Annotated in this window: 19 protein-coding genes and 1 pseudogene; 11 read left to right on the forward strand and 9 right to left on the reverse strand. The window is 64.0% G+C overall.

The features are described from left to right. Positions 1 to 549: 549 nt before the first annotated feature. Together E8D38_RS22680 and E8D38_RS22685 are read right to left on the reverse strand one after the other, a co-directional pair. The gene (locus tag E8D38_RS22680) at positions 550 to 1245 is read right to left on the reverse strand and encodes a Crp/Fnr family transcriptional regulator (RefSeq protein WP_140635913.1); all 696 of its coding nucleotides are present in this window, start codon (positions 1243 to 1245) and stop codon (positions 550 to 552) included. 129 nt (positions 1246 to 1374) lie between these two features. Further along, positions 1375 to 1797 carry a hypothetical protein gene (locus tag E8D38_RS22685; protein WP_140635915.1) on the reverse strand — a complete coding sequence of 141 codons (423 nt, stop codon included), beginning with the start codon at positions 1795 to 1797 and terminating at the stop codon, positions 1375 to 1377. A 159-nt stretch (positions 1798 to 1956) separates the two neighbouring features. Between E8D38_RS22685 and E8D38_RS22690 the strand changes: the two genes are divergently transcribed. From E8D38_RS22690 to E8D38_RS22700, 3 genes are all read left to right on the forward strand, one after another. Then, the gene (locus E8D38_RS22690) at positions 1957 to 2115 is read left to right on the forward strand and encodes a DUF3309 family protein (protein ID WP_140635917.1); all 159 of its coding nucleotides are present in this window, start codon (positions 1957 to 1959) and stop codon (positions 2113 to 2115) included. Between the two features lie 250 nt (positions 2116 to 2365). Continuing rightward, positions 2366 to 2593 (forward strand): CsbD family protein, encoded by a 228-nt coding sequence (locus E8D38_RS22695; protein ID WP_140635919.1) that lies wholly within the window; start codon positions 2366 to 2368, stop codon positions 2591 to 2593. Continuing rightward, entirely contained in the window at positions 2593 to 2994 is a 402-nt protein-coding gene (locus E8D38_RS22700; RefSeq protein ID WP_140635921.1) for a response regulator, read from the forward strand. Before E8D38_RS22695 ends, E8D38_RS22700 begins: the two co-directional genes overlap by 1 nt. 35 nt (positions 2995 to 3029) lie before the next feature. Here the strand turns inward: E8D38_RS22700 and E8D38_RS22705 are convergent, their stop codons facing one another. Continuing rightward, on the reverse strand, positions 3030 to 3383 hold the full coding sequence (locus E8D38_RS22705) for a hypothetical protein (RefSeq protein ID WP_140635924.1): 354 nt from the start codon (positions 3381 to 3383) through the stop codon (positions 3030 to 3032). A 218-nt stretch (positions 3384 to 3601) separates the two neighbouring features. On the opposite strand from E8D38_RS22705, the gene E8D38_RS22710 reads away from it, so the two are divergent. After that, on the forward strand, positions 3602 to 3919 hold the full coding sequence (locus tag E8D38_RS22710; RefSeq protein ID WP_246099617.1) for a hypothetical protein: 318 nt from the start codon (positions 3602 to 3604) through the stop codon (positions 3917 to 3919). 1 nt (position 3920) lies between these two features. Further along, complete coding sequence (locus E8D38_RS22715; protein WP_140635926.1) at positions 3921 to 4784, forward strand: transglutaminase-like domain-containing protein; 864 nt, start codon at positions 3921 to 3923, stop codon at positions 4782 to 4784. A gap of 75 nt (positions 4785 to 4859) precedes the next feature. On the opposite strand, the gene E8D38_RS22720 is transcribed toward E8D38_RS22715, so the two are convergent. Continuing rightward, complete coding sequence (locus E8D38_RS22720) at positions 4860 to 5597, reverse strand: Crp/Fnr family transcriptional regulator (protein ID WP_140635985.1); 738 nt, start codon at positions 5595 to 5597, stop codon at positions 4860 to 4862. Between the two features lie 130 nt (positions 5598 to 5727). Between E8D38_RS22720 and E8D38_RS22725 the strand changes: the two genes are divergently transcribed. Then, positions 5728 to 6021, forward strand: a complete 294-nt coding sequence (locus tag E8D38_RS22725) for a hypothetical protein (protein WP_140635928.1) — start codon at positions 5728 to 5730, stop codon at positions 6019 to 6021. Between the two features lie 4 nt (positions 6022 to 6025). Here the strand turns inward: E8D38_RS22725 and E8D38_RS22730 are convergent, their stop codons facing one another. The 3 genes from E8D38_RS22730 to E8D38_RS28425 all read right to left on the reverse strand — a co-directional run bounded on the left by E8D38_RS22730 (position 6026) and on the right by E8D38_RS28425 (position 8174). Continuing rightward, a complete protein-coding gene (locus tag E8D38_RS22730; RefSeq protein ID WP_140635931.1) occupies positions 6026 to 7339 on the reverse strand; it encodes a cation:proton antiporter in 1314 nt (437 codons plus the stop codon). Between the two features lie 292 nt (positions 7340 to 7631). Then, positions 7632 to 7946, reverse strand: a complete 315-nt coding sequence (locus E8D38_RS22735) for a hypothetical protein (protein WP_140635933.1) — start codon at positions 7944 to 7946, stop codon at positions 7632 to 7634. A 51-nt stretch (positions 7947 to 7997) separates the two neighbouring features. Continuing rightward, positions 7998 to 8174 carry a hypothetical protein gene (locus E8D38_RS28425; protein ID WP_181179361.1) on the reverse strand — a complete coding sequence of 59 codons (177 nt, stop codon included), beginning with the start codon at positions 8172 to 8174 and terminating at the stop codon, positions 7998 to 8000. Between the two features lie 420 nt (positions 8175 to 8594). Between E8D38_RS28425 and E8D38_RS22745 the strand changes: the two genes are divergently transcribed. Further along, positions 8595 to 9032: a hypothetical protein gene (locus E8D38_RS22745; protein ID WP_181179363.1), complete on the forward strand. Its 438-nt coding sequence runs from the start codon at positions 8595 to 8597 to the stop codon at positions 9030 to 9032. 646 nt (positions 9033 to 9678) lie between these two features. On the opposite strand, the gene E8D38_RS22750 is transcribed toward E8D38_RS22745, so the two are convergent. Then, a complete protein-coding gene (locus E8D38_RS22750; protein WP_140635940.1) occupies positions 9679 to 10665 on the reverse strand; it encodes a hypothetical protein in 987 nt (328 codons plus the stop codon). Between the two features lie 47 nt (positions 10666 to 10712). Beyond that, the gene (locus tag E8D38_RS22755; RefSeq protein ID WP_140635942.1) at positions 10713 to 11480 is read right to left on the reverse strand and encodes a hypothetical protein; all 768 of its coding nucleotides are present in this window, start codon (positions 11478 to 11480) and stop codon (positions 10713 to 10715) included. Between the two features lie 684 nt (positions 11481 to 12164). On the opposite strand from E8D38_RS22755, the gene E8D38_RS22760 reads away from it, so the two are divergent. The 4 genes and pseudogenes from E8D38_RS22760 (at position 12165) to E8D38_RS22775 (ending at position 24093) form a co-directional block, all read left to right on the forward strand. Continuing rightward, positions 12165 to 13343: a HEPN/Toprim-associated domain-containing protein gene (locus E8D38_RS22760; protein ID WP_181179365.1), complete on the forward strand. Its 1179-nt coding sequence runs from the start codon at positions 12165 to 12167 to the stop codon at positions 13341 to 13343. Positions 13344 to 13589: 246 nt separating this feature from the next. Beyond that, positions 13590 to 14979: pseudogene (locus tag E8D38_RS22765) on the forward strand (IS1182 family transposase). Between the two features lie 641 nt (positions 14980 to 15620). After that, a complete protein-coding gene (locus E8D38_RS29435) occupies positions 15621 to 15746 on the forward strand; it encodes an AlpA family phage regulatory protein (protein WP_140635946.1) in 126 nt (41 codons plus the stop codon). A gap of 718 nt (positions 15747 to 16464) precedes the next feature. Beyond that, positions 16465 to 24093 carry an OmpA family protein gene (locus E8D38_RS22775; protein WP_140635948.1) on the forward strand — a complete coding sequence of 2543 codons (7629 nt, stop codon included), beginning with the start codon at positions 16465 to 16467 and terminating at the stop codon, positions 24091 to 24093. The last annotated feature ends 8 nt before the right edge of the window (positions 24094 to 24101 follow it).

Consider the following 24101-nt stretch of genomic DNA (forward strand, 5'->3'; position numbering starts at 1 on the left):
CCGGTAACCGGGCAGTGACGCCTTCACGGCGTCGACAAAGCGTTCGAGGTCGGCGGTTTCCTGGCGCGTGAGCATGCGGCGACGGTAGAGGTCGCCGTCGCGGAATCAAGCCCCGTCGCGCACATCACGCAGCGCAAGGCGCCTAAAGGTCTTCGCTTGAATTGGAGAGCGAAAGGCTCTTCGGCGAGCCCGTGCTGTGGCTGGTTCCGAAACGCTCGGCCGGCAGGTGCTGATACCCGCTCGCGACCTTTGCCGACCTTCGTACGTAGCTTGGACGCGAGCGACAAGTCCGCAGCGATTGCCGACGGTGGCCTCCGGCGGTCCTGCTCACGTTGGCCGACATCTGGCCAGTCGTTGAACTGTGCAACAGCGCTGGCACGAACGTCGGCTGTACGACGTCGTGCGGCCGTACAACTTTGACCAAGCGGTTCGCGCCGCGCCGGCGACTGTTGCGTTCTTGAATGTGCGCCGGAAACCCGCAACATGCGCATGCGCTCATCGATGCGCCCCGTTCAGAGCAGCGTGCGGGGATGCTCACGGTGGCACCCATCAGCCGAGCAGCCGCTCGTAGGCGTGTTGATCCGCGGCGTAGCAGCTGCATGCCGCCGCTTCGAGTGCGGCACGATCGAGCACGGTGATGTCACCGCGGTGATAGCGGATGAAGCCGTGCCGCTGCAGATCGCCAGCGGCACGGGTGATGCCGACGCGGCGAACGCCGAGCATGAAGGCGAGGAACTCGTGGGTCACATGGAAGCTGTCCGAGTGCGCGCGATCCTGGCTCATCAGCAACCAGCGCGCGAGCCTCGGGCCCACCCGGTGAAAGCGCGTGCACGCGCTCGACGTGGCCAGCTGCGCCATCAGCACGCAGACGTAGCGGTTCAGGGCTCGCTGCAGCGCCCTGCTCGCCCCCAACTCGCGACGGAACGGCGCCGCTGCGATGCGCCGCGCCGTGCCTGCGCCTTGCACCAGCGCATGCAGTGGCACGGTGCCCACGCCGAGGGCGAGCTGAGCGCCCAGCATGCCCTCGCGGCCCACCATGCCGACCTCGATCCCTGGCTCGTCCTCGATGCCCGTCGCCAGCGAAATGAAGCAGTCGTTCGGAAAGTAGACGTGGCGCGTGGATTCGCCGGGGCTGCACAGCACCCTGCCGAGTTCCAGCTGCACCGACTCGCAGATGCCAAGTAGCCGCGAGCGATCCCGTCTGGGGAGCAGCGCGATCAGATGATTTTCGGCGACGGCGGCCACGACACACTCCGCACCCTTTGCAGCGGGCGACTGATTGCAGTGTGGGACGCGGCGCGTCGGCTGGACTGTCTGCTACCGCACACACGGCCGTGCCTCGCCGGCCTTCGCCTTCGGGTCATCAAGCCGCCTTCACCGACCGCCTGCCATCCGCTTCGCATAATTCACCGCGTCTGCAAGGTGGTCGTAGCGGAAGTTCTCGAACCGAAACGTGCCCGCTTTGAAAGAGATGCCAAGCGCCACCATGAGCTCGCGGTCCGCGTCGTCCGGCGGCGAGTCCACCCGCTCGCCGGGCCACAACGGGCCGCCCATGTCGACTTGCGGAAGCCGCGAGCGCATCAACCGCGCGTAGGCCACGGCATCCGACAGATGGTCGTAGCGATAGTGGTTGTATTCGTAGTGGCGACCATCGTAGCGGATGGCGTACTTCGCCATGACGTGCTCGAGTTCGAGCTCGGGCTGCGCCGATCCTGCCAGGCAGCCTGGATCCCACGTGTCCTCTTCATCGTGGCAATGCCGTTTCCGCTCCAGCGTCGTGCCACTGATCGTGCTCATGTTCAGCCTCCTTCCATCGGCCCTCGCCCCGCTGACTTCGAGGGCTGGCGGTGGCTTCTAATCTGAGGCACTCCATCCATCGTGTCTGTGCGCTGGAGCACCGACGCAGGCTGTGGACCGCTCGATCATTCCTCGGACGCACTCTTCGAGGGGAAGCTCATGAGCCTAGGAACCATCCTGTTGATCGTCGTGGTCCTGATGCTGCTCGGCGCGGTTCCGACTTGGCCGCACAGCAAGACATGGGGCTATGCACCCGTCAGCGGCCTGGGGGTACTGTTGGTCGTCGTCGTTCTACTGATGATGCTCGGGCGGCTGTGACGTTCGCTGTCCCAGCTTCACAAGGCGATGCGTGCGATCGGCCCTCGCTCCGACGCTGCGACCTGCGCAGACCGCGATTGCCAACAACCCGTCATCAGTGCGCTTGCGCACAGACCACCTGCGTGAGAGCACCTACTCTTTGAAAACTGTCGAGACCCGACCCCGCCCCGCGCGTGGAAGGTCGACGGTGTGAAGTCGGTCAAGAATCAGATCGCCGTCCGCCCATGACAGGGCCAGCAAGGAAGTCGAAGTGAACTGGGATCGCATGAGGGGTTACTGGAAGCAACACATCGGCAGGGTGCGAGAACGATGGGGCACGCTGACCCATGACCAATTGGCCGTCGCTGCCGGCCGCCGCGACTGGCTTGCCGGAAAGCTCCAGGAGCGCAGTGGGCTCGCCGAGGAAGAGGCTGAACGGCACTTTGTCGCCTGGAAGCGCAGGGTGAAGGACTACTTATTCAACGACGACGACCGCTGATGAACATCAACGCCCTCGTAATCGGAGATGAACGTGCCGACGTGGTGGTGATTTGCCAGACGCTGGCCATCACCAGCGCCGGCTCGTCGCATGTGGAGTACGCAACATCGCTCGCCGAAGGCGTGGAGCGGCTGACGCATGGCGGCATCGACGTCGTGTTGCTGGACCTGTCGCTGCCGGACAGCGAAGGCAATGACACGCTCCTGGCGCTGCACTCCGCAGCGCCACATGTGCCGCTGCTGGTGGTCGCGGGGGCGATCCGAGAAACTGGCGAACTACAGGCGATCGAACGGGGTGTGCAGCAGTTCATCCTGAAGGAGCGCGCCGACTGCCACCGGCTTGGCTATGTCGTGCGCTCTGTGATCCGACGCAAGCCCTTTTCCGACACTGCCGCCCATTAGAGGCCGCGGCTACCGCGATCGCGTCGATCGCTGCCTCAGCCGCTTGCCAGCAGCACCGCACATGCTTGGGCGACGGCCGACACGCGCTCTGCGGCATGGGTGCCCGGCACCATCGCCCAGCCGCCTTTCTCGACGAACTCGCCCTGCGACCATGTGCTGACCTTCTTGAGCTCTGCCAGGTTGGCCGAGGCATCGCCCGAGCGCTGGAACTTGTCGACGCACACGGGAGCGAGCGCGGCCACGACGGCATCATTCGCCTGCTGCAGCGCGTTGGATTTCGCGGTACCGCCGGTGACCCATCCGCCCCAAGTGAATCCGGCGATCGCCAGTGCGACTGCTCCGCCCGCAATACCCCAGAGGGCGGGCTTGGTTTCGCTGGGAATGTTCATGACAGGGTCCTTTCCAGGAATGCGGACCGATCAGCGGGTGTGCAGAACCTGCGCGCCTGTCGGACTCCGCTGACTTGAAGGTACGAGCATGGTCTCCTGTCGTCTGTCTGCTAGAGCACATAGCGTTGCGTTCGGCACCGAACAGACGAGGCCCGGCTGTTCCGTCAAGGTTGTGCCATGACGACAAACCGCAGGCCCCGATCCCCTTGGCACGCCTCATGACCACAAGCGTGCAGGCAAGCGAGCAGCGAACCGCACTGGAGTTTTTCGTGAGCATCCGACCCCCACCGTCACAGAGCATCGACACCACGGTTGAGGTCACAGCATTGCCGACCTACGTCACGAGGCGCGAGCAGTTGCGTCGCGAACTCCTCAGCACGGTCGATTCCCTGGATCGGCGCCGCGCCGACCTCGTGCCAGAAGGCTTCATCGAAGACTACGTGGCGCTTCACTGGCTTGAATGGAGTGGTGGTGCCCTGCGCCTGACTGCGATCGGCAGGAGCATCAGCGAACAGATACGGGTCCGATTGAAGTGACATGATCAGGCTGCGGCTCGCACTCGAACTCGACTACGACATTGCCGAGCACGGTTGCGATTTCATCTTCAACATCCACGCAGCGGATACGCACCGGCAGCACGTGGTCGAAGAAGCGCTGACGCTCAGCCAGGACCTGCAGCCGAGCGTCGAGACCGACCCGGCGACCCGCAGCCGCTACCTCCGCGTGAGGGCACAGGCGGGACCGCTGAAGCTCGCATATGGCGCCACCGTCGACCTCTCGCACCACGTCGAAGAGCCGAGCCGCATCGCAGAAGTGCCGATTTCGCGCCTGCCCGCGCAAGTACTGAGCTACCTGTATCCGAGCCGCTACTGCCAATCGGATCGGCTGCACAAGATGGCAATGCGCGAGTTCGGCCAAGAGTGGCAGGGGTACAGCCGCGTGCAGGGGATCCGCGACTGGGTGCTGCAGCGGACGACCTTCGCGTCGAACTCGTCGAACTCGAACACGTCGTCGATCGACACGCTGCTCGAGACGGAGGGTGTGTGCCGGGACTTCGCACACGTGATGATCGCGCTGTGCCGGGCCATAAACATTCCAGCGCGCTTCACGACGGGCATCGACTACGGCGCCGACCCTGCGCTCGGCCCACCCGACTTTCATGCCTATGTCGAGGCCTATCTCGGCGACCGCTGGTACCTGTTCGATCCGTCGGGCACCGCGATTCCGATGGGCTTCGTGCGACTCGGCACCGGCCGCGATGCTGCCGACGTCGCGTTCGCGACGATCTTCGGAACGGTCATCTCATCAGCGCCGCGCATCGCCATCGAGGCCATCGCGGGCGCCGACGGGCGCGTCGTCACTCCCCACCACTGCAGCTCGGCGCTATCGACCGATGGGTAGGCCTGCGCCCAACGACCCCAACGCGTGTACGGCCGCATGGCGTGAACATCCCCAAGCGGTGGCCGGACAGCACGCTCAAGTGGCCAGGCAGTCGGGCAGCAACCGATCCGTTTCCCGTTTGACGACTTCGTAGCACTCGCAAACCTGGCGCTCGAGCGCGCTGCGGTCCAGCACCGTGATGCGACCGCGGCTGTAGCGAATGGCGCCCGCCTGCTGCAGCTTGCCTGCCGCTTCGGTAACCCCCTCGCGCCGAACGCCCAGCATGTTGGCGATCAGCTCCTGAGTCATCACCAGTTCGTTGCCATTCAGCCGGTCCAGGCTCAGCAGCAACCAGCGGCACAGTTGCTGCTGCAAGGAGTGGTGCCGATTGCACACCGCCGTCTGCGACATCTGCGTGATGAGCGACTGCGTGTAGCGCAGCAGCAGATGCATCACCGGTCCGGAACGGTCGAACTCCTGTTTGAGCACTTGCGCCGGCAGGCGAAACGCGTGCCCTGCGCTTTGCACAACCGCACGGCTGGGGGTGGTCTCGCCGCCCATGAACAGCGATACCCCCACGATGCCCTCGAAGCCTACGACCGCAATCTCGGCGGATGCCCCGTCGGCCATCACGTACAGCAACGAAACGATGGCGCTGGTCGGCAGGTACACATGCTGCAGCCGCACGCCCGACTCGTAGAGCACGCGGCCCAGCGGCAGCTCGATCAGTTCGAGGTGCGCAGACAGGCGTTCCCACGCGTCGTCTGGCAGCACCTGGAGCAGCCGGTTCTGGCGCGACGCGTGCAGGATCGAGGGGGCGGGTTTCACGTTCATAGACATGGGTTTGTCACGCAGTTCTGCGTGCATTGGTACGGTAGCGCACAAACGGCGGGAGCGATAGCGGGGCATCCTGTGCTCCCCGCAAGGCTGCAAGCCTTCATTCACTACTGCAAGCACCACTGCCATGGGACGCTATGCCTTCCACATGTTCACTGTGGTCTTGAGCGTGCTCACCGCGCTGGCCTTCCCCATGGGATGGTCGAGACCTCACCCCTTCGACGATACGCAGGGCTTGCTCGCTGCGGCCTCGATCTTGTGGCTGCCTTGGGCTGCGACAAAGCTATGGCGCTCCGCAATGCGGCCTGCCGGGCGCGCGTCAGCGCCCAGCCTGCTCGCCCCAGATGCAGACTTTGCCGACACCGTGGCCAACTGGCATCCCGTCGAGCATGTGCCCACGCAACGAGCCGCAGGCGGTTGAGGGATCACCCATCCCCATCGCGCGGCGGCAGCCGGTCGCGCCAGGCGACGTAGCGACGCATCAGCGGCTGTGCCGTTAGCCCGTGGCCGACGATCGAGGCGGCAACAGTCCACAGCACCAGCGAGGTGAGGGTGTCGGCGAGCGCACCATCGACCCCGTGGCGCAGCGCGAACAGCAGGTAGAAGACCGACCCAATGCCGCGAATGCCGAACCAGCCGGCCAAAGCATGTTGCGGCCAGCTCAGCTGTTCGCGAGGCAGCGCGACGATGACGGACAGCGGCCGCAACACCAGCAGGGCCAGAGGAACGAACCAATGGACGGCCGGCAGGGGCGGTGCGTACGCGAGCATCGCGCCCACCATCAGGACCAGCGCCAGCTCGGCCAGCTTTTCCAGTGGCTCGTTGAACGCCTGCACGGAGTCGCGCATGGTGGCGCTGGCATGGTGAGAGTGGGTCGCTCGCGTCGTGTAGGAGTGGCCTTCTGCGGCCAACGGCAGGGTGTCGGGCAATGGTCGTTCACGCACGCGCTTGAGTGCGAGCCCCGCGGCAAACACGGCAAGGAATCCGGACGCCAGGCAAAGCTGCGCAACGCCATAGGCCATGGCGACCAGCCCGAGCGAAAGAAACTCATCCAGCCCGACCGCTTCAGCGTGCCGGCTGCGCAGGTACACCACAAGGCGGCCGGTGGCCGCGCCGAGCAGGCCGCCGATCACCGTGCCGCCCAGGGTCGCCCACGCGAGGTCGAGGATCCACCAGCGTACAAGGCCCGCACCGAGGTCATGCAACCCGAGCAGTCCCAGGCCCAGCATCACGAAGGGGAACGCCGCCCCGTCGTTGAGGCCGCCCTCGCCGGCGAGGCCGAAGCCGAGGCGGTCTGGTCGCGAAGTCGAGTCGGAGTGCATGCCGGAGGCCAACACCGGGTCAGTGGGCGCCAGGACGGCACCGAGCAGCACGGCTGCGCCCGGTGACAGTCCGAGCAGCCAGATCCCGACGACTGCCACCATGGCCACCATGGCGGCCATCGACAGGAAGGCCAAGCGCAAGGGCAGGTACCAGCGACGGTCCCGCAGGGGCACTCCGAGCCGCAGGCCGACCGAAAACAGGGAGATCAGCAGCCCGACCTCTGCAAACCTTTCCAGCAGGTCGGCGTGCAACCTCGGATCAGGCTGCAGCACATCCACCCCGATTGGCCCGAGCACGCAGCCCAGCGCCAGGTACACCATGGCGCTGCTCAACGGCAGGCGCCCGGGCAGCGTGCTGGCAAGCACCATGGTGATCAGCAGCAAGCCGACGAACAGTGACCACTCGGCGAAGGACATCGAAGGCTCCTCGGCATCGCCGCCGGAGACTCGCCAAGTCCAAATGGCCGCATCTTGCGACCGTTGCCAGAAGCGATCCGGCTCGTCCTGCACGGTGTCGTCAATGACGGGCCGCGCGGAAACGCGCTCAACGGCTCAACCAACATGGCGAAACCCGCACGAGGCGGGTTTCGAGCGAAGCTGGAGGAAGGGGTTTTGTGCCCTTGGAGCAATCTCCCGTGGCGTGATGAGCCACTCGATCCACCAGTACTTCACCTTGGTTCGACAGGTGCCATGCCGGCGAGTGTCATGTTCATTCGCTATCAGCGGGCGGGTTTTGCACGCCGGGGGGCCGCTTGTGATCGTGGAGGAAGCGTGCCATGCGCCGCTTGAGCGTCGTGTCAGGGCCTGATCCCGCCCTCTCCACAGCGCGGGCATAGAGCACCCGCCGCAACGGCATGGAGAGGTTGTTCCACTCATTGACCAGCGCCGTGCCCAGGCATTGCAGCAGCAGACGGTCGGCCGCGGACAGGAACGGCGCACCGCTTCCGCCGGCCGGAACTCCTTCTTCGAGCACCATGGCGCGGTCAGCGTTGGCAGCAACGTCCGGCGGCAAGCGAGTGTTCATGACAGCAGTCTGGTTGTTGCGTGTTCGATGCATGGCATGCCGCGGTTCACGTCAATGTGGTTCATGCAACTGGCGCCGCTGCTCCAGCTGAAGCTCCAGGGCTTGGACGAGAAAGTAGGCTTCGAGGTACTTCTCCTCGCGCCCCGCAACACGCCAGGTGTCTCGATCGCTCTCGGCCTTGGCGAGTCGACTCTCAAGCATCTCGACCTCCTGCTTCAGTGATGTCATGACGGCTCCTTGGCCACACCGGCACTCGTTGGCTCTGTAGTCACTCTAAGTGCCACCTGCCTTGCAGTCTGTGCGCCGCCGCACTGTGAAGATGACGACCGCGCCCCTCCAGCATGCGTGTTTGGTTCGGTAGAGCACAGACGCACGACACACGCCGCGCACATTGATACAGCGCCAGGAGAAGTGCCATGGGTGATTCACAACAAGCTGCGGCCAGCCCGACGTACTGCACCTTGCGCTTTGCCGGCCTGTTCAACAGGGGAAGGGGATATGCGTTTCCCTGCGACGCCGTCGGTCATGTCGATGTTGACAATCTCAGCGATCAGTGCCGCAGCAACTACTACTATGCCTGGGCCGCTGTGGGCAGGGAGTTCTCGGCCCCCGTTGTCATAAAAACACAAGAGCATGTTGGAACCGCGTGTGCTCCAGCGCACAGAGGAGATCTTCCCGCAGGGCTACCTTGAAAAGGTGATGGCAGCCGCATCAAAGGTCCAGTCACGCAGACCGAAGGAGATCACCATGACAAACATCCAACGCAAGGCACTGGACAGGCGCCTGTACGAGGAAGCGGTGGACGTCTTCACCGCAGAAGGCGGCCGAGTGCAACCCTCGGCGCCGCGCGAAGAGCCGATGCCTTCGCCGCGCTTGCCTGAGCATCCGCTGCCGCTCGTCGTGAAGCAAAGGAACTTTGCAGCGCCGACCGCTGCCGAGCGCGAGCTCATGGCGGCGCTGGACATCCACTTCGGGGCCGGTGGGTTCGAGTTCGAGAGCTACCGGTATGACCGACTGCCGGACGCAGTGCTCTACGCAAGACTGGCGAGCAGGCGCCGCGATGCCAACGGCGAGCACCGGTCTTGAACGTCAAGCCGGGGCGAGCGACGCCGCCAACTTTCGCGACTGCCAGCGGTGACACCGTTGTGGCCTGGTTCAATGGCGTGCGCTTGACAGCTGATCAATCAGGAGGTCAATCGCGCTCAGGGGGCTTGCACTGCCCGCCACCGGATTCGCCAGCCGTCGTTCAAGTCCGAACTGGGGAGGCGCTGTTGATCGACCGGTGACGGAGGTCCAACGGTCGGTCGACGCTTCGATCTTCGAAGGACAGCTGTTAGTCGATGCTGTCGCTCGACCGTTGAACGCGACTGACCGGGTTCAGTCTCAAGCAGCCGCACGCGCTGCTCGAGTGGATGCACTTGGGCCCGAGAACCGAAAGATCAACATCGGCAATCTGGACACGTTGCGGCGCCGCGCTCACCAGACCGGCGAGCAAGCAAGAACCGCTCACCGGACCCTCAACGAGCGAGGAGAGGCGCTCGCTTCCTCACTGAAGACTGCGTCGCTGTCGCGGGCGCTGTGGAGCACCCTGACCACATCGCTCCCGTCGCTGACGAGCGCTTAGAAGATGACGTAGCACCCAAACGGGAACCTGCGCACGTTGGCAGCTTCGTCGTGCACGACATTGCACCGGGGCGCTCGTGCTGGTGGAGGCATAGCAAGCGATGCCGCACTACCAAGTCACGTCGACGATCCAGCCACGCGAGTGCCAGTGCGGGTTGTCCTCGTCGGCCTGGGTCCATAGGTGCGTAAGGTGCCCGATCGACCAGAACACCACGTCCTGGTTCTCGGTAACCTCGGCGGGCGTGAACCAACCAAGCTGCGAGGTGGCGGAGAATGCCCAGCCGACGTCCTCCGCGCCCTTATAGCGCCGAACGTGCACGTCGCGCGAGCCGAAGCCGAACCACGGGCTGCCGCCGACATCGGCGCGTTCGTTCGACGGTGACTGGATGCGCACGGTGCGCCCCGAGTTCGGATGGGCAACGGTCCACACCGTGGCGGTGGCGTTTGCCGGCACGGTGAAGCCGCTTTCGCTCGTGTAGGCGGCGAAGCTCATGCTGCCCCCCGAGACCGTCAGCGCGTGGCGGACCCTGTTGGTGACGCTGTCGACGTCGAAGTCGAGCCGCCAGTACGGATGGTGCTTGTGGTCGTTGCGCGACTTCGGGTTGTCCGAGCAGGACCAGCCGCTGCTGTAAAGCATCGGCTCGAAGCGACCCGAGCGGTGGAAGTAATAGGCTTGGTAGAGGTCGTAGCCGCCGATCTCGGAGAAGACCGCGATCTCCATCAGGTTGTCGCCGAAGAAGCGTGCGATGACGTCGGTGGTCTGACCGCTGAAGCGCTCGAGGTTGCCGGAATGGATCTTGTCGTTGTACGGTCCGCAGCCGGCGTCGATGCCGGAAGCATCGCCGCGGTACTTCACGCGGATGACCGGCATGCTCGCCTTGTGCAGGACCTTCACGCCTTTCCAGCGCACGTTCTTGAGCACTAGGCCTTCGTCGTTGGCATTGCCGATCTCCCAAGAAAAGCTCCAGTCGCCGAACGTGGTGCTGCCCGAGTCGGGCATCGGCAGAAGCGGTTGCGCGTACGCCAGCGACGCGCAAGCGAGCAGCAGCGTAGCCGCCGCACGGGTGCAGACAACGCGCAGTTTCTTCGCGAGCATGGTTGGGCCCTCCGGGTCTTCGGGTGGTGGCGGTTGACGCAGACAGCTCAGCGCAGCGGGCGTGCGTCCACGACCTTGCCGCTGGACATGTTGACGGTGGCTTCGAACAGCGCCGGCGTGCGCGGCTCGCGATAGAACAGCAGGTAGAGGTAGCGGTCGCGACCGGGGCCGGGCGTGAGGATGCCGCGCCCGCGCAGGTCCTTGATCGAATGTGCGTAACGTTCGTCGCGCCGCAAGATGGCGATCGCCGCGTCGACCTCCTCGCGCGACTCGGCCGGTTGCACTTCGGCGGCGGCCGATTTGACGTCGATCACCTCGCGAGCGGGCGACGTGATCACGGTCACAACCTCGTTGCTCGCGTAGTTATAGAAGATCAGCTGGTAGCGATCGGCCGAGGTCGCCGAGGCCTCCTTGTCGTCGTCCAGCCAGCCGCTCCTGAGCAGGGCGAAGCGATCTCCGAGCACACTGCGGACGCGCGGGCTGGACAGCGCCACCACCCGCATCGCCTGACGCGATTCCGCCCGCGACGGCCGCGTGCCCGGCACGATCGCCGGCCGCACGCCGGACGTCACCGGCACCCCCTTCAGCCTGGGTGGGAAAGCGAACTCACCATCGAACTCGACTCGCTCGCCGCGTAGCGCGAGGCCCGCGTCGCGCAGGGCGACGAGTTCGGCCGGCAAGGCCTCGCGCAGGGCCAGGGCGTTCGGTTCACCACCGGGGCCAACCAACTGTTCGGGCTGCTGGATCTGCGCGCACGCCGCGATCAACCCGGCGCACGCCGCGATGCCGATGGACCTCAGGCTACGACTGATCATGGACCACCTCCCGCGCAGCGCCAGTGAATGTCGAGCAAATCTTGCGCGAGCGCTGGCCCTAACGCGTCATCAAGTCTGGGGATGGCGAGGTCGGGCCCGTGCTGGCATCGACTCATTCTGGCCCGATGCGTCGGACGTGTCTACGAGACCGACGGCCCCGAGCAGGTAGCGGTGGCGACTGCCCGCCCGACGCTTCGCAGCCTTGGTCCAGGCGCTGAACCGTACGCAGCCGGAGCTGCCGATGAAGCCTGGCGTGCCGGCACCTTCACGAAGGCCATCTGCGCCTTGCGCGTGCGGCTACAGCAGCAACGTCGACCGCGCGATCTGGCATTGCTCAACCGGGCATCGACAGCAAGCTGCGCGGCTGCGGCCCGGTGTCGTTGAAAGTGCGGCATCACGCGACGAGCTTGCCCTTGTCCCACGGCTCGCGATGAGCGGCATTGGCTGCGATTCCCATGATGGTCTCCATCGAGCTGAGGGCCACGCAGGACGCGCTCTCGTCTCGACGGAGCGCCATTCTCGTCAAGCTCTACTGAGACCGACGCCTCGCACTGGAGGTCAGCTTCGCAGCGTGAGGACGGAATCACGGCCCCGGCCATGACCGGACATTGACGGGTTGCCTGGTGAATGTCCGGCCAGGGCCGGAAGCGGCTTGCTGAGGCTACAGTGCCGCGCATGGGATCAATGATTTCGCTGAGCGTCGGTCAGATCAATATCGACTACGGCAAGAACGAGTATTTCCAGAATCACGCTCATCTCTTCCAACAAGGAGATCGCAGCGTCAATGAGTACGACTACGTCAACGACGATGGAACGCCCCACATCGAGGTGCAGGAGGCCCTCCGGCGGCCTCTGAGCAGGGTCGCTCCGCGCCTAGAGTTATTGGGCTACACGTTGCCTGCGTGCGAGGCAATGCTGGTGAACTGGATAGCTGACGAAGAAGGCGGTCTAGTGGCGTCTATGGAGGCCTTTCGTCACGCGCTTCGCTCGTTCGAGTGGCGCGAGCGAGGCGAATACGTCGACTTCGACGAGGCCATCCGCGAGGCCTACGCAGCGGCGCCGGGGGCCAATGTCCCCGAGGGGAAATTGCCTTCCATGATTGCCTGGGAGCGTAGGCTCGACCCGTACTTGGTTTTGCGTGTGCTGGCGGACATGCCTGAGTACTCGGATCTGCCTGTGTGCTGGAACTACGCCGACGTGAAGGACGGTGGCTACGTAGACGATTCCAACTTCGATCCCAGCCCGCCGGCTGCAAGATGGATGCTCGTGACCGAAGGGACTTCCGACGCGTTCGTTCTCGCACGATCACTCGAGGTCACCCACCCCGACATCGCGGACTTCTTCGACTTCATTGATATGTCTACGGGCAACCCATTCCCCGGCGTCGGCAGCATTGTCAGCTTCTGTCGTGGTCTAAGCCGGGTCCGATACACCGGCCATATGCTTGTCGTCCTCGACAACGACGCGGCCGGACGCGCAGCGCTCGCCGAGATCCAGACCCTGGGCATGCCAACCAGCTTCGTTGCCACGTGTCTGCCGGATTTGGAGGAACTCCGCGCGTTCAAAACATTGGGTCCGGCGGGAAAAAACCTCGAAGATATCAATGGGCGCGCAAGCTCCATCGAGTGCTTCCTTGACTTCCGCAAGGTACAGGGGACACCCGCCGTGCGCTGGACAACCTACATGTCCAAGCAGTCCGCCTACCAGGGGGAGTTGGTGAGCAAGGATGCCTATGTCGCGGACTTCAAGGCCCGCTTCGGGAAGGAGGGTACGGAGTACGACACGTCGAAGCTGATCAGGCTGTGGGATCACCTCATCAGCCGCTGCACTAGTTCGACGACGGCGTCCCCCTACGTCGCCTAAATCAGGAGCAGCACCGAGTTCTCTCCAGCGCAGTGTCACTAGACGCACGGTCCCGCTTTGACATCCTGTGATGTAGCACGTCGGTCTGGAGAGAACTCATGAGCCTGATCCTCGAATGCCGTCACAAACCGGTTATTCAACTTGGAACGGCGTAGGACAGGATTGGGTCGATTCTGTTGAAAAACTCCCCTGGCAAATCGGCGGTTGTCGCCTATGTTGAGTGCAACGTCGGGGGAGCACATCGCCATGATGGGACAGCGACCGGAAGCACAAGACAAACTCTTCTACAGCTTCAGTCTCGACGATCATGTCCCACAGTGCCACCTGCTTCGAGGCATCGATCAAGTCCTCGACCTTCGCGAGCTACGCGCACAACTTGCCCAGTTCTACAGTCACACGGGACGACCCTCGATCGACCCCGAGCTGATTCTGCGCATGCTCATCGTCGGCTACTGCTTTGGTATTCGCTCAGAGCGTCGGCTATGCGAGGAGGTGCATCTGAATCTGGCGTATCGATGGTTCTGCCGTCTCGAGCTCGATGAGCCGGTACCGAACCACTCCACGTTCTCGAAGAATCGTCACGGGCGCTTCCGTGCGGGCGACACCTTGCGAAGCTTGTTCGAGACAGTGCTCCGGCGATGCATGAGCGAGGGACTGGTCGGCGGAGAAGGCTTCGCTGCAGACGCCAGCTTCATCAGGGCCGACGCCAATCGGACGCGCGGGGTACCCAAAGACCAGATGCCCGAGTGGGAGGAGCCGAGTCGCGCTGTGCGTGAGCACCTGGATGGCTTGGAGAAGACTAACCCCGTAGCCGAGGACGACGACGTTGTTCCAACGCCGCCGGGGAGGAACGTCTCACTCACCGGTCCGGCAGCGCACTGGACTGCTGCGCCAGGTGGACCGCCGCAGTACGCCTACTCGACCAACTACTTGATTGACCTGGATGCCGGGATCATCGTCGATGTTGAAGCGACGCCGGCGCATCGAACGCAGGAGGTGGAGTCAACAAAGGCGATGATCGATCGTGTCGAACAGCGCTTTGGCATCAAGCCTCGGCGTCTCGTCGGCGACACCGCATACGGCACGGCGGAGATGCTGTCCTGGATGGTCAATGAGAAGCACATCGCGCCTCACGTGCCGGTCTGGGATAGGACCGAGCGAAAGGATGGATCGCTGTCAGTCAGCGACTTTGTCTGGGACGGGCAGTCTGACGAATACCGGTGCCCACAAGGCTTTGCGCTTCGCAGCGAACACCGCAACTTCAAGCAGCCACGCGATCACGTGACCAAGGAAGGCACGATCATCTATCGCGCCAGCCAACAAGACTGCTCTGGATGCGCGCTGAAGCAACGCTGCTGCCCGAACACGCCGATTCGCAAGATCGCGCGGAGCGTGCATGAGGACGCGCGAGACGTGGGGCGTGCGATCGCCAAGACAGCGGAGTACGCCCAATCGAAGCGGCAGCGTCGAGATGCTCTTCGCGCACTTGAAGCGCATCTTGAAGCTGGACCGACTGCGCTTGCGAGGGTTGTCCGGTGCCAGAGACGAATTCCTGCTTGCGGCAACTGCGCAGAACCTACGACGGATGGCGAAGCGGTTGCTGGAAGCGAAGCAAAGATCCCCAGTGCCGGCCTAGAAGGTCGGCCGCGGCCAGAGCAGAAGGCGTTGCCTCCTGCGATCGCTCTCATCGCACAGGCTGCGCCACTCGCAGACCTCGATTCGCCAAGCCTGTTTTTCAACAGAATCCAGCGGTTGCTGTCAGTGACGTTCGGCCGACGTACTCACCCTGGCTTGCACCAAGCAGCCGTTGGGCTTGGCAGCCGAGTGCCGGTCCGAACGACAGCTGTGCGCGGTAGTGCAGCCGCAGGACGCTACCGAAGCGCTTGGTGTCGTGCAGCCAGCCGACCGCTTCCCTGCCGCGCGAACTGGCAGTGCTGACCTCATAGCAGTCACTCGACGGCCTGATCTCATTGCCGCAAAGCTGCTGGTTGAGCGCGACCAAAGGCGGGCGCACACATCCAGGCAAGCACAGGCTGTGCTGCCTCGATTCATCAAAGAAAAAGTTTGACGCCTTCCTTGAGGGCGGAAGCCTCGCGCACGGGTTCCTGAGGCTGCGCTGCGGCGATGCATGGTGCGAAGCGGTAAGGGTGAGGCACGCCATGAGCCCGCTGGTCGGCGTCTCAATCGCTCTGGACGGCGCGTAGTCGCACTTCCCGAACGTCTGGCCCTGACGCCAGCCAAGAGCAGCGGCTGGGTAGGTCGACGCTCTATCGACTCATGGCCACAGACAAGTTCCCGCTCTCGGTGCGAATCGGACCGCGTGCAATCGGCTGGTACGAGTCGCTGGCCACCTCGACCACCAACGCGGCATCCGCCGCATCCTCGCTCATGCGGCCCACGTGATTCGGGCCATCCCACTCTTCGCGACCGCCAGCGGCGACGCGCTGCAGTGCAGGGACCATGTCCTCGACAACCTGTACGAGCGCGTCGCGGCCGATGGCACGGGCACGACCCTTTGCCGTTGCGAGGCGATAGCGCCGCACCAAGCCATGCCGCTCGTCCGCTCGCTTACCAACATGTCGAGGCCGCTTAACTCGTTCGTGCACAGCGATATACACGCGCTGCAGTGAGGCGAGCACGGTTTCCCGCTCCTGCTTGTCCTGCAGGTCATCCAGATCTCGAACGCGCTTGGCACGATGAGCGCGGTGATGCTGCCGAACCTCACCGGCAATCCGCAGAAGGGCCGCCGCCTCAACGAGGTCCTTCCCATGTACTGGGACCGCCTTCCACCACTGCGGCCAGTTCCCGCTGGTAGCTGACGACCTCAACTCGCAACCGATCGCAGTCGGGGTTCCGTTGGCTCCCCAAGTTCGCTCGGCTGGCGCTGCCACCTGGGAGCGTGACTCAGCATGCCGGCTCTGCCCGAGCCGGCCTCTGCCCGACAGCCGGAGCCCGCATGACAAGACCCGTTCGCAACTCACTTTCTTGACCTCGATGCTGTGGCAGCCTCCCCCAATCCTTAGGGATAGGTACTTTTGTCCCCCCCCTCCTACGCTCCGGCCCGACTGCCTAAAGGTGCGCGCTCTGCTCGCGTGCCAGTCAGATCAAAGGGAGGAAAGACATGAGCGTTCGCCGGGGTATCAGCATCCTCGACCTGCTGCCGCAAACCACAGGCGTGGCCACACAGATTCCCGATGGCATCGTGGAGCAGATCGGCATCTTGACGGTGCTGGACCATCGGAGTACCACCAGCAACGACTTCTTCTTGCACGAAGGTACGCTGCAATCCTTGGCCGATGCGTTGGACATCAATACCGCGCAGTGGCTCTTGCGCATTCCAGGCCTGACACACGGGTTGCCCTTCCGCTTGGCCGTGAACCGCGCGCTGGCGGCCAACAACACCGCACAAGAAGGCGCCCCCGGTCTGTGGACCCTTGACATTGAAGTGTGGGACGTGGAGGTGCTGATCCCTGGCGTGCGTGCGGCACGCAAGACCGGCGGCACCGGTGTCACCCCTTTGACTTTGCAGCCAACCGGCAACACACCGGCACAACAGCAAGTGCATTTGGTGGCGCAAGGCGTGGTGCGCATATCAGGCGGCCCGGGCGCCACGCCCACACAGGTGCAACTGGTCGATGCGCCTGATCCGTTCGATCCCACCGCACCCACGGGCTCGGTTATCCGCCTGACGGCCAAGCCATCGAGCTTCTTGTTCGGGTCCAGCCAATACGGCATGACCTTGGACAGCGTGGTGTTGGACCTGTCGCAAAACTTCACGCCAGCCGACATCGAAGCGCGCGGGCATGACGAGACATGGGAAGGCGTGTCTTACAAAGAGGCCACGTTCTATTTCCCGCCCGACACGCCGCTGGTGCACAGCCTGTCGGTAAGCACTCGCGATGTGATCATCGGCAGCCCCGGTGGCTTGCAAGGCGAATTGGCGCTGGAGTTTGGTCAAGACTTCAACGACGTGTTCAATACGCGGCTGACGATTAAGCAGTACCAGAGCAACGGCACCGAAACCGACGTGGCCGAAACCACGCCGGCACCGCGTGGCACGGCTTTGCAGTACGCGATCACCACCGGCCCGGGTGACACGCCGCAGCGCGTCCGCGCCGTCTTCGCAGTGGGCGACGATCAGTTCGTTCCCGGCCATACCGACCTGGCCGTGAAAGGCGTGTGGTGGAAGTTGCCCGATGGCACCGAGGGCAACACCGCGTCGACACCTTGGTTCAACGCCCCCACCACCAACTTGCTGCGTTACCGTTTGCGCGTGGGTGACCCTGCCGTTTTGTCCCCGCAGCCATCGCAAGCCAGCGCCATCCCCAACCAGCAGCGCGAGCTGATGGAGGTGAACGTCAGCTTCCCGCGTCAAGCGGGCAGCCCATCGGGCATCGGGCCCATGGTGGACGCCACCGTGGGTGCCACGACCTTCAACAACGTACTGCACCTGCGTGGCCCGCGTGAACGGCTGCAAGGCGTTGTGTTGACCAAACGTGGTGGTGGCAACGTGGCTTGGCGCATGGGCACGGGCAGCGCACCTGTCACGGTGCCTGCGGCCAACACCTTCACCATCCCAGCCATTGCGCAAGGCACCACCAGCGCCGACGTCGTCGTCATTGACACCAATGGCCAACGCCGTATCCGTGTCGAGGTGGTGCCGCAAGGGCCATTGGCTGTGGGCCATCAGGTGTCCAGCACGGCCTCGTCGCCTGCGGTGGTCACTGTGGTGGGCACGGATGGGGGTGATGCGACACCCACGTCGGTCGTCGACACCTTCTTGGCACGGCCCTTTCACGTCAACAGTGACCGCGCATCTGCACCCACTGCGGCCACGATTGCAGGCACGCAAGTCACCGTACCCGCCGGCACCGATGCCGAGGTGGAGGTGCCCATTCCGCGTGGCGATGCCGACCCCTTGCCTGTGCCAGTTCCCGTCGTCACCAACGTGTCGCGCGTGGTGCAGATGCATTTCGATTGGGACTCGGTCGACCCACTGGGGGTGCTGTACCCCTACACGGGCAGCGACACGACCAACGGCGTCAAGCATGAACAAGATGCCTGGCCATTGGCCCTGCACTTCGATGCGTCGCGCGATCACCCCGATGGCACCGATGCCACCAGCCGCTTGCGCAACTGGATCAATGCCCTGGGCACGCCCTCAGGCACACGCAAGTTCTATGTGGTGGGCCGCACCGACGACCTGAAATACAACGCCACCGAGGCCGACAACAACAGCTACAACAACGATCTGGCCGATCGGCGTGCCAATGCAGCCAAGACCGCGTTGATCAACGCGGGCGTGCCTACGACAGACATCATCGTGCGGCACGAAACAGAGGCCTTTGCATCGCCCCCGCCGGTGGTCGATGCCAACACCCCACCGCCACGCATCATTGCGGTGGGCCGCTTGGCCTTGCCCGCTTCGCGCAAGACGCATCCCTCCGGGGCCACGCTGCCAGTGTGGAACAGCAGTTGGAACCCCGATGCCGCCGACTGGACCACGCATATGGCGGCGCGCAACGATGCCAACCGCCCGCCTTACCGCTGCGCCGAGATCTATGCCGCAGACAGCGGTGCCGCGCCTGCACCGGCCCCTGCGCCTGCACCGGCCAACCTAGGTGTGCCCACGCGCATGTTGGTACCGGGGCCCGATGGTGCGCCGCCTGCTGGCCTGAGCACCACGAACACCGCGCCTCCACCCACTGATTACCGCGTGCGCCTGCGCGCCAAGTGGGACAGCCCAACGGTGGTCAGTGTCGCCGATGCCATCCCCACCGAGGCCGAAGCTCTGGTGGCCTGGAAAAAGGCCGCCATCGAGTTGCCGCCATCGGCATCGGGCAACCCACCGGCCATCCCGGCTCCCCCCCCATCGCCACCCGGACAAGACTTCTGGGAGATCTTGTTGCGTTGGGCTTATGACGCACGCACGGGGCAGACCGAAGCCAGCGGTGCCTTGAGCCTGCCCGATGGTGCAGTCAACATCAGCAGCGATGCCTTGGCCGGTGCTTTGGCATTTGGTCCGGCCATCACGGCGCTGGCAAATCCAGCCGATGCAATCAACGACCCATTGGGTCAATTCGTCGCGGCAGCGGCCATCTTGGCGGTGGGTGCCGCCATTGGCGAGTTGATCAACACAGGCGGCGGGCCAGCGAGCAGTGTGGACCTGGACAAGGTCGCCATCTCCTACAAATGGAATGGCGCACCACGTGTGTCGGCCACGGTCGACTACACGGTTGACCTGCGTGTCAATGTCAGCGTGGCGGGCGCCGGGTCCTTGGTGGGCCATCTGCGCATGAAGTACAAAGCCGTGGGCCTGCGGTTTGACGGTGCGCCCGGTGGCGGCTTGTCGGGCGTGGCATTGACCTACGACAGCATGAGCGTCGAGGTGGTCGACCCCGGCACCTGGAGCTTGGGCGGCCCCTTGGGCAACCTGATCCGCATTGCCGCATCCCGCATGGGCAATGGTTCGCAGTGGATGGAGTTCGACCTGGAGTTCGCGCTCAACCTGGGCGTGGTGCGACTGGAAGGCGCCACCATCCGCCTGGGGCTGGAGCCCTTCAAGGTCGAGTTCCGCGGCCTAACGGCGTCGGTGGACATCCCGGCCACGCTGAAGGGCAAGGGCTCGGTCACCATCGGTGATGGCGGCTCCTTCCGCGCGTTGATGGCTTTGGAGGTGATCCCTGCCAAGCTCAGTGCCTATGGTTCTCTGGCCGTTGACCAGGACTTCGTGGCCGTGGAAGTGGGTGTGCAGTTGCCCGTGGGCATCCCATTGGGCGGCACAGGCTTCGGCATCTTCGGCTTCATGGGCCGCTTCGTGGCCAATGGCACGCGCAACACCAATGGCTTGAGCAATGCCGACCCCGTTCAAAAGCAATTGGGCTGGTATGCACTTCCGCCGCAAGACAAGTACAAACGCAAGTCCGGTCAGTTTGCCTTTGGTGTGGGAGCAGTCATTGGCACGCTGCCCGATGGCGCTTTCACCTTCAACGCCGAAGGTTCATTGACCATTGGCTTCCCCGATGTGTCGGTGATCTTCGGCATCGATGCGCACTTGATCAGCCAGCGCAAGAGCCAGGCCACCGAGCAAGGCACCGCCAACAATGCCTCGATGCGTATCCTGGGCATGGTGCTGATCGAACCCGATTCGATCATGCTGGCCGTGCGCGCCTCGTACGAGATCCCGAAGGTGCTCAAGCTGGAGATCCCCATCTCCGCCTTCTTCCCCTTGGCAGGCGGGCTGGCCTGGTACATCCGCATCGGCACCGACAACGATGCGACACGGCCCGGCAGCCCCGTCACCATCACCTTGTTGCCCGGCACGCTGGACGTGCGCGCCTGGGCCTTTGTGTTGATCGAAGAGCGCCAACTGCACCACCTGGGCGGCACGCTGGTGCCGGCAGACCTCAACATCTACCCGCTGGACTTCGATGGTTTCTCCATCGGCATGGGCGCAGGCTTTGATCTGAAGTGGGAAGCCGGCCCCTTCTCGCTGGAGGTCACCGCCTTCTTGCTGGTGGGCATGGGCACCAAGCCCTTGCTGTTTGCCGGCGCTGCGGGCATCAAGGGCGAGCTGGATCTGGTCGTCATCTCGGTGGGCGTGGACGGCATGATCCACTTCCACATTTCGGATGACTACAACTACATCGAAGGCCACTTCTGCGGACATGTGGACCTGTTTTTCTTCGAGGTCTCCGGCTGCGTCGACATCCGCATTGGCGACGACCCGCCGCTCAATATCCCCGAGCCCGAATCGCCCTTGCTCGGCCTGGATCTGTGCGACCACTTGGCCTGCGTCAAGGGCAAGGCCTCGCGCAAGGCGGCCGAAGAAGTGCCTGTGGTCTGGCCCGACACTGTGGCCGTTCTGCGTTGCAGTCACTACGTGGAAGACGGCTTGGGCGCGGGCAGCGACTTCGATCGCAAGCTGATCTCGCCCGCGGCCTTGTCGCCTTGGAATGGTTCGACCGAACTGAAGTACGCCTATCGCCTCAAGACCTTGGCACTGTGGAAGTTGACCGGCGGCGACCCCAGCGTCGATGGCAACTGGACCAAGATCAGTGGCCCCTTTGATTCAGCCTGGTGGATGCCCACGCACCGCAAGGCCATCATTGAAAACAGCCCCGATGCCATCCCACCCAGCACCGAAGAGGGCCGCGAGTTGGGCCTGTTCAGTTGGGATCCGCGTGCCTGGTCGCGCTGGCTGGGCGAAGGCGCGCAGAACGTGCCGGGCGACCCCGCGCAAACCGTGGAAGACATCTGCGAAGAAAACAGTCCCGCAGACCCATCGTGCGCCTATGGCAAGGGCCGCGTGCACAGCACGGGCAACTTTGGTCTGTTCAAAGCCACGCCGGCAGCGGGATCGGCCTTCCCCAGTCGCTTCAACGTTGTTGCCCACTTGCCCAATGGCCTCGATGTGGCCACGTTGGTGGCATTGGGCGCTGACGCGGGCTGGACCTGGTTGCCTGGTGCCGTGGTGCCTTTGCATGGTGGCATCGTTCACCATGGCGTGGCCTTGAGCGAAGGCTGGCGCTTCCCATCGTGGCGCAAGATGGGGCAGATCATGGCCACCGCGCCCATGAGCCTGACGCCCAGCAAGCCTTTGATCGAAGGCGAAGTGGTGCTGGAGGTGTGCCTGGAACAACGCGATGTGCCCACAACCCAACCCGGCGGCTGCGACAGCATGCCGGCGCAAGATGGATCCGTGGGTGGGTTCACGGGTCAAAGCGGCACCAAGTACGAAGGGGTGGGCAAGGCCTTCGATGCCGGCGGTGAACGGGCCTTGGCCCTGACCCAGCACAGCTTGTTCGGCAGCTACCCCGGCGCCATCGATGCGGTGTCGGCCGACCTCGACCCGGTTGACAAGATCACGGTGCTGACGGCCTTCGCGGCCGATGGCAGCATGGTGGGCCAAGCCCGCACACAAGGCCCCGGCCGCCAGTGGCTGCGTGTCGAAGGTGCAGGCATCGTGCGCATGAGCATCAAGGCCGATGCAGAAGCTGTTGTCTACAAGGTGTGCTGGGGGCATGCACAGCACCTGGCTATTGCCGAGTTGATCCAATTGCAAATCTTGCCTGCGCCGCAGGTCATTGCCACCAACTCCGATGGCAAGGTCTTTGTGCTCACCGGCGAGCCTGTGGACATGCCACCACCTACGGCTACCGTGGTGGTGGCGCGCTGCCCCAAGCTGCGTTATGTGTTGCCCAAGGGTTCGACACAAGGCGCGGGTTGGACCAATGTACAGATCGCCCCCTGGTCGCGTGGCGACGTGGCTTTGGTGGCCTTCTGCGGTGTCACGCTGGAAGCCGCACAAGCCCAGGCGCATGACACCGACTACCGTGGCTCGCTGCAAGGTCTGTTGCTGGAGTTGATCCAAGCCGCGGCCGACAATAAGCCGACGCACCAGGTCTATCTGGATGCCAACCAGTTGTACGAAATCCGTGCCGACTGGCAATACCAAGGCTTCCGCCCGGCACACCCTGGTGACGAACCGCCAGCCACATCCAGCGGTACCTGGAAGGATGCAAGCAAGCAAGACCGCTTTCGCTTCCACACCGCCAACTTTGGTTTGGCCGTGGCACCTGCACTGGCGCAGAACACCAGCCTGGATGTGGACCCTGCACAAGGCGGCCCAGGTTACGACGAACGCACTTTCGACCCACGCGGCCTGTCGCGCTACGTGACGCAAGTGCAGCCCACACACGAAGACCCACCGCACTTCCTGGACGATCACGTCGGCTTCTGGTTCATGGTCGACCACTTGCAGCCTCTGGTCGAAAAATACGACCGCATCTTGCAAGTCAAGGTCTTGCATACACGGCCTGATGTGGGCTCGTTGCATGCCTCTCCGCTTCACATCCCCGGTGATGTCCACATCTTGGATGTGACCGTTTCGGTGAACTGGGCCGTGGACACCCTGGCCTGGTTCCCTGCCGACTACCGCTTCATCGAAGCCAGCGCCGCCGCACCTTGCATCAACGGCGCGCCCGCAGTGGGCTCGTCGTCCGTGTCGGTCAAGGCCGATCTGGAACCGTTGTCTGAATACGACCTGCTGCTCAACGTGGCGCCCAAGACGGTCAATGCATCGTCCGAGGTGGCCGTGGCACGCAGCCACTTCCGCACTTCGCGCTATCGCAACCCCACGGAGATGCTGCGTGCCTTGGGCTTTGCGCCCGCCATGGGCTTGATGGCCCCCAACGATGCCATTGCCGCCGCACCGTTGGCCAGCGGATCTTTGCAAGTGGGCGACACCGAACTGGATGCGGCCTTGACCACCTTGGGACTGGACCCCTGGCCCTTGCCCGCAGGTCCCCGCACCACGGCCATCTGGCTGCGCCCCGCATCTGCTGGGCAACCATGGAAGCTAGCAGGCATCTTGGTCGAGGCCGACGAGCCCGTACATCGCGCGGGCTTCAAGACCGGTGCGCAAGGCGAGACCGAGCCGTCCGCCCGTTTGGAGGTCAAGACCTTGCAACTGTTCAAGACCTACGAGAAGAAGAAGCTGGTGCCGCACTTCCCCGGCCCCTTCACCTTTACTTGGGTCACCACGCGGGATGCCTTGGGTAGCTTGACCGAACGCGTGCGCAACGCCGCCGGCACACGCTGCATCTTCGTGCCGACCACACCCATCGAAGTCATGGGAGGACGCTTGTATGACCTTGAGCTGCAATTCAAAGAAAACGGTAGCGATGGCGCCTTGGGCCGCTTGCCCTTGTTCGATCGGCCATTGATCGTGGCCCAAGAAGGCGCTTGACGCGACAG

It is taken from the genome of Methylibium rhizosphaerae (genome assembly GCF_006386545.1).
Taxonomy (GTDB): domain Bacteria; phylum Pseudomonadota; class Gammaproteobacteria; order Burkholderiales; family Burkholderiaceae_C; genus Pseudorivibacter; species Pseudorivibacter rhizosphaerae.

Coding starts and splice junctions, on each gene's coding strand:
- E8D38_RS22685 (WP_140635915.1), bottom strand. CDS start 1,797: ATGAGCACGATCAGTGGCACGACGCTGGAGCGGAAACGGCATTGCCAC.
- E8D38_RS22690 (WP_140635917.1), top strand. CDS start 1,957: ATGAGCCTAGGAACCATCCTGTTGATCGTCGTGGTCCTGATGCTGCTC.
- E8D38_RS22700 (WP_140635921.1), top strand. CDS start 2,593: ATGAACATCAACGCCCTCGTAATCGGAGATGAACGTGCCGACGTGGTG.
- E8D38_RS22705 (WP_140635924.1), bottom strand. CDS start 3,383: ATGAACATTCCCAGCGAAACCAAGCCCGCCCTCTGGGGTATTGCGGGC.
- E8D38_RS22710 (WP_246099617.1), top strand. CDS start 3,602: ATGACCACAAGCGTGCAGGCAAGCGAGCAGCGAACCGCACTGGAGTTT.
- E8D38_RS22715 (WP_140635926.1), top strand. CDS start 3,921: ATGATCAGGCTGCGGCTCGCACTCGAACTCGACTACGACATTGCCGAG.
- E8D38_RS22720 (WP_140635985.1), bottom strand. CDS start 5,597: ATGAACGTGAAACCCGCCCCCTCGATCCTGCACGCGTCGCGCCAGAAC.
- E8D38_RS22725 (WP_140635928.1), top strand. CDS start 5,728: ATGGGACGCTATGCCTTCCACATGTTCACTGTGGTCTTGAGCGTGCTC.
- E8D38_RS22730 (WP_140635931.1), bottom strand. CDS start 7,339: ATGTCCTTCGCCGAGTGGTCACTGTTCGTCGGCTTGCTGCTGATCACC.
- E8D38_RS22735 (WP_140635933.1), bottom strand. CDS start 7,946: ATGAACACTCGCTTGCCGCCGGACGTTGCTGCCAACGCTGACCGCGCC.
- E8D38_RS28425 (WP_181179361.1), bottom strand. CDS start 8,174: ATGACATCACTGAAGCAGGAGGTCGAGATGCTTGAGAGTCGACTCGCC.
- E8D38_RS22750 (WP_140635940.1), bottom strand. CDS start 10,665: ATGCTCGCGAAGAAACTGCGCGTTGTCTGCACCCGTGCGGCGGCTACG.
- E8D38_RS22755 (WP_140635942.1), bottom strand. CDS start 11,480: ATGATCAGTCGTAGCCTGAGGTCCATCGGCATCGCGGCGTGCGCCGGG.
- E8D38_RS22760 (WP_181179365.1), top strand. CDS start 12,165: ATGATTTCGCTGAGCGTCGGTCAGATCAATATCGACTACGGCAAGAAC.
- E8D38_RS29435 (WP_140635946.1), top strand. CDS start 15,621: ATGGCCACAGACAAGTTCCCGCTCTCGGTGCGAATCGGACCGCGTGCA.
- E8D38_RS22775 (WP_140635948.1), top strand. CDS start 16,465: ATGAGCGTTCGCCGGGGTATCAGCATCCTCGACCTGCTGCCGCAAACC.